Here is a 4,998-nt window from a genome sequence, read left to right on the forward strand (position 1 = left end):
ACCGACGGCTGGAAGCCGGCCTCGCGCAACGCGCGGTCGAAGGCCCGGGCCGCGGCCTCGACGTCACCGCGCCGCAGGTACCGGTCGCCCAGGTCACGCCAGACGCCCGCCGAGTGCCGGGTCGCCGCCATCATGCCGAGCATGTCGGCGCCGCGCTGGTACGCGTCGGCCGCCCCGTCGTGGTCGCCCTGCGCGTCGAGCACGTCGCCGAGCGCGATCCGGGCCGTGGCCGCCTCCAGACGCGGCGCGTCCCCCAGACCCGCGAGCGCCGCCCGCGCGTCCGTCTCGGCCGCGGCACGGTCGCCGAGCAGCAGGTGCGCGCGCGAGCGCTCGACCTGCAGCCGCGCGACGTCGAGCGCCGACCCGACCGCCGTCAGCCCCGGCTCGGCCCGCTCGATCTGCTCGAGCGCACCACGCGGGTCCGCCGGGTCCGAACGCAGCAGGAGCCACGCGTAGTTGACGCGCAGCCGCGGCAGGTCGCGGTCCGGCTCACCCTCCGAGAGCAGTGCGAGCGCGCGCTCGGTGTAGCGCTGCGCGAGCTCGTAGTCGCGACGCTGCTCCGCGACGAGCGCGGCGTTCCAGTAGACGCTGCCACGCCCCCGGGGGGTGCCGAGCGACTCGGCGAGCCGCACGAGCTCGGCCGCGCGGTGCGTCGCGTAGAGCAGGTCCCCCCGTTCGACGTACGCCCACAGCACGGTCGACGCGAGGCGCAGGTGCTCGTCGGTGCCGACGAGGTCGGCGCCGTCCAGCTCGGCGAGCGTGCGCTCCCCGACCTCGACCGCGCGGTGCAGGTCCCCTGCCTCGAGGTAGCAGCCCACGAGCGCGGTCGTGAGGGTCGCCGCGCGCAGGTGGTCCGGGCGCTGCTGCGTCTCGAGGAGCAACGGCTCCAGGAGCGCGATCGCGGTCTCGAGCTCACCCAGCAGCTCGTGCGCGCGTGCGAGCGTGGTGTGCGCCTCGATGCGCAGCGTGGGCGTCACGACCGAGAGGTCGAGCCCGCCGATCCGCTGGACGGTGCCGGCCGCGTCCCCGCTGGCCAGGTCCAGCCGCGCGTAGTCGAGCTCGAGTCGCGTGCGGGCCTCGTTGGGGCCGTCCTCGCCGTGCTTGAGGAACTCGAGCGTGGTGCCGAGCCGCTCGGCCAGCACGCCGAGCGCGGCGTCCGTCGGCTCGCGGTGCCCGGCCTCGATGAGAGAGATGTAGCTGGGCGAGAACGCGCTGCCCGCCAGGGCCGTCTGGGAGAGCCCAGCGGCCAACCGCGCCTCGCGGACACGGTCACCGATAGTCGTCATGAGAAGTCATTGTACGTATGACCTCTGGGTGCGCCAGACCCCATCGTCCCGGCGCGTCCACGCGGGTGCGGCGCCACGCCCGTGCGTGACGCCGCGACCCACGGATCGATCAGATCAGTGGAAGTCCTTGCAGCAGCCGCTCGCTCCACCGTTGAGCGAGGCGGACGCCGAGACGGCGGGCGTGGCGACCGCGAGCGAGCCGACGACCGCGAGAGCGGCGAGTGCGCTGGCCAGAGCCTTCATGTCGTATCTCCTGTCCGGTGTCTACGTATCTCCTGGGAACCGATGCCGACGGGCCTCCAGGCAGGCGGGCCGTCGCGGACAGGGTGACACACGGCACACCGTCGCCGCGACCCTGCGTTCACCCGGACGAGTGGTCCACGATTCCACCCGGCGGCCGAGGGATCACACGGTGCGACCTGTGGTGTCATAGTCCCCATGACATCGGACGGGCCCGACGCGGTCCTCGCGCAGCTGGGGGCGGCGGTCGACGCCGCGATCCCGCGCTCGCTCGCGCAGGCCTGGCAGGAGCACGTGGCGCACGCGCCCGTGCTCGTCGCGCGCCAGGGCATCTACTCGACGCACGGCCGCCCCTTCGCCTACCAGCTGTCGTACCGCGGCCCGGGTCTCCACCCCGAGCTCGCGCGGGAGTGGGGTCCCCTCGAGCACGAGCAGGCCACCGACCACGTGCTCGGCGCCACGTTCGGTCGCGCCGACCTGGAGCGCGTCGCGCACGGGCGGCTGCTGTTCGTGCGCTGCCCCCGCGCCCACCTGGTCGGGGACCTCGCGGTGCCCCACCGTCCGGACCGGCTCGTCATCGAGGTGAGCGCGACCGCCGACGTCGACGCGGCGGCCCTCGCCGGGCTGCGCCGGCTGCGGGAGGAGGGCTTCCGCATCGCGATCCCCGCGTTCGCGGACCGTCCCGAGCAGCGACGCCTGCTCCCCCACGCCGACTTCGTCAAGGTCGACGTCCGCGACCTCGACGTCGAGGGCCACCCCGTCGTGCGGGTCGCGCGGTCGTTCGGCGCGATGCTCGTGGCCGAGTACGTCGAGACCGCGGACGAGCTGCGGCAGGCGCGCGACCTCGGGTTCACGCTGTTCCAGGGCAACCTCATCGAGCGCGCGGGCGTGCTGGACCGGACGGACGACAGGCCCGTCGGCAGCGACGCCGGGCGGCAGCAGGGCGGACGACCCTTCCGCCCGTGACCTCGGGCGGGTGAGTCCCGCACGCCACCGAGTCACGCCTCGCGCAGCGGTCCGTGACGCGCAGGCACGCACGACGAGCCGCTCGCAGCCCGCGCCCGCCCCGGGACGTGACGCCTCCGCAGACCTCAGCGGTCGACGGCGGCGGCGACGCGGAGCACGGCACGCTCGACCGCGAACCGCGGGTCGCGCCCCTCGCCCTTGACCTCGGCGTCGGCCTGCGCGACCGCCGAGATGGCGACCGCGAGACCCTCGGGCGTCCACCGCCGCAGGTCCTGCGCCGCGCGGTCGACCTGCCACGGCGCCATGCCGAGCTCCCGCGCAGCAGCCGCTCCCCTGCCGCGGACCGCACCGACCTTCGCGAGCGTCCGCAGGCGTGCCGCGACGGCGGCGACGATCGGGACCGGGTCCAGCCCCGTCGCGAGCGCGTGCCGCAGCAGGGCGACGGCCTTGCCCGCGTCGCCCGCGACGGCGGCGTCGGCGACCTGGAAGCCCGTGGCCTCCACGCGCCCCCCGTGGTACCGCTGCACCGCCTCCTCGCCGATGAGGCCCGTGGTGTCGGCGACGAGCTGCGCGCACGCGGCCGCGAGCTCGCGCAGGTCGGAGCCCACGGCGTCGACGAGGGCGCGCACGCCCCGGGCGTCGGCCCGGCGCCCGGCACGCCTCAGCTCGTCCTGCACGAACGCCGACTTGTCGGCGTCGGTCTTGACGGGGTCGCACGCCACGGTCGGCACCTGGGCCCGCTTCGCGGCGTCGAGGAGGCGCTTGCCGCGCTGCCCGCCTCCGTGGCGGAGCACCACGACGACGTCGGGCACAGGGTCGGCGAGGTACGCCTCGGCGTCGAGCAGGAGCGCGTCCCCGGCGCGCTCGACGCCCTCGACGAGCACGACCTTGCCCTCGGCGAAGAGCGACGGGCTGGTGAGGACCGTGAGCTCTCCCGCCGCGTAGGTCGCGGCGTCGACGCGCGTCACCTCGACGTCGGGGTCCGTCTCGCGCACGCGCGCGACGATCCGCTCGCTCGCGCGCTCGGACAGGAGCGCCTCGGCGCCGCTGACGAGCACGACCGGTGCAGGCTCGGCCTGCGACCACGGCACCCCGGCGGTGCCACCGCCGCGACCCGATCGCGCGGAGGTGCCACGGGAGGAACGAGCGGGGGCTGCCACGGGTCCAGCCTGCCAGACCCCGACGACACCGCCGCGCGCCGTCCGGTCACCCGTGCCGGGGCCGCACGAGCGCGGCCACCGCCACGACCACGAGGACAGCGCTCGCGGCCCCGACCGGACCGGGCCACCACGCCAGACCCGCGGCGGGCAGCCGCGCGACCCACCTCGCCACCGCCGCCACCCACCAGCACGCCGCGCCCGCGACCGCGGCGAGCGCCGCGCCGCCGGGTGGCCACACGGTCGCGACGAGCGCGGCGAGCAGCCCCAGCACGGTCGCGGGCGCGATCGCGGGCACCACGGCGAGGTTGGCGAGCACGGCCCACGGCCCGAACGTGGGCCACACCGCCAGCGCGACCGGCAGGCACCCGACCTGGGCGGCCACGGGTGCCGCGAGCAGGCCGGCGGCGTCCCGGCCGCACAGCGGGGCGAGCCGTTCGACGAGCGGGCGCGCGAGCAGCACGAGGCCCGCCGTCGCCGCGACCGACAGCCCGAAGCCCACGTCGACGGCGAGCCACGGGTCGGCCACCAGCAGCACCACGACCGCCGTGGCGAGCGCCGCGGGTCCCACGGAGCGGCGTCCCACGACGAGCCCGAGCAGACCGACGCCTCCCATCACTGCCGCCCGTACGACGCTCGGCTGCGGTCCGACGACGAGCAGCATCAGACCACCGGCCGCCGCGACCGCGGCCGCACGGACCACGAGCGGGGCCCGCAGCGCGCCGGCGAGCGCGAGGACCAGCGCACCCACGATCGCGAAGTGCGCGCCCGACACGGCCGTCACGTGCGTCAGCCCGGCGGTGCGCATCGCCGCCACCAGGTCCTCGGGCACGGCGCGCGTGTCGCCGACCGTCACGGCGGGCAGCAGGCCGCGCACGTCAGGCGGCAGCGGAGCCGCGACGGACCGCGCACCGGCACGCACGCGCTCCGCCCACGTGTGCGCGGTGCGCGGGTCCGCCGTGACCGACGCGGGCCCGCGCACGCTCAGCCGCACCGCCGCGCGTCCCGCGCGGTCGGACGGGGCGAGCGTCCCGCGCAGGCGCACGACCGCGTCGGTCGGGAGCCCGGCCGGACCGAGCGTGGTCACGGGCGCCGCGACGGCCCGCCACGCCCCGTCGACCCGCACCGCGGTGGCCGCGACGGTCACGCGCTCGCGCGGCGCGGAGCCCGCGGTGACGGCGCGCGCGTCTGCGCCGACACGTCCGACCAGCTCGACCGCGTCTCCTCGGGCGGCCGCGGCGGCGAGCACGTCGGGTTCCGCCGCCGCCCGCTGCGCACCGCCCGCGACCAGCACGGCCGCGGCGGTCGCGAGGGCGAGCGCCGCGACCCGGGCGACCCGCCCCGGCAGG

5 protein-coding genes are annotated in these 4,998 nt (G+C 77.0%); 1 reads left to right on the forward strand and 4 read right to left on the reverse strand.

The window, feature by feature from the left end; all coding sequences use genetic code 11:
• On the reverse strand, positions 1-1,286 hold a 1,286-nt coding region (locus CS2_RS17720; protein WP_070320964.1), incomplete at its 3' end, for a helix-turn-helix domain-containing protein.
• A 114-nt stretch (positions 1,287-1,400) separates the two neighbouring features.
• On the reverse strand, positions 1,401-1,529 hold the full coding sequence (locus tag CS2_RS19670; RefSeq protein ID WP_255430519.1) for a hypothetical protein: 129 nt from the start codon (positions 1,527-1,529) through the stop codon (positions 1,401-1,403).
• 195 nt (positions 1,530-1,724) lie between these two features.
• Here CS2_RS19670 and CS2_RS17725 point away from each other — a divergent pair, with 195 nt between their 5' ends.
• The gene (locus CS2_RS17725) at positions 1,725-2,492 is read left to right on the forward strand and encodes an EAL domain-containing protein (RefSeq protein WP_070320963.1); all 768 of its coding nucleotides are present in this window, start codon (positions 1,725-1,727) and stop codon (positions 2,490-2,492) included.
• Between the two features lie 125 nt (positions 2,493-2,617).
• Here the strand turns inward: CS2_RS17725 and holA are convergent, their stop codons facing one another.
• Both holA and CS2_RS17735 read right to left on the reverse strand, forming a co-directional pair.
• Positions 2,618-3,583, reverse strand: coding sequence for a DNA polymerase III subunit delta (gene holA / locus CS2_RS17730; protein WP_046528679.1), 966 nt, complete (start codon positions 3,581-3,583; stop codon positions 2,618-2,620).
• Positions 3,584-3,698: 115 nt separating this feature from the next.
• Positions 3,699-4,998: ComEC/Rec2 family competence protein (locus CS2_RS17735; RefSeq protein ID WP_169798670.1), on the reverse strand; the 1,300-nt coding region annotated here is incomplete at its 5' end.

Source organism: Cellulomonas iranensis NBRC 101100 = JCM 18110 (assembly GCF_001552375.1).
Taxonomy (GTDB): Bacteria; Actinomycetota; Actinomycetes; order Actinomycetales; family Cellulomonadaceae; genus Cellulomonas; species Cellulomonas iranensis.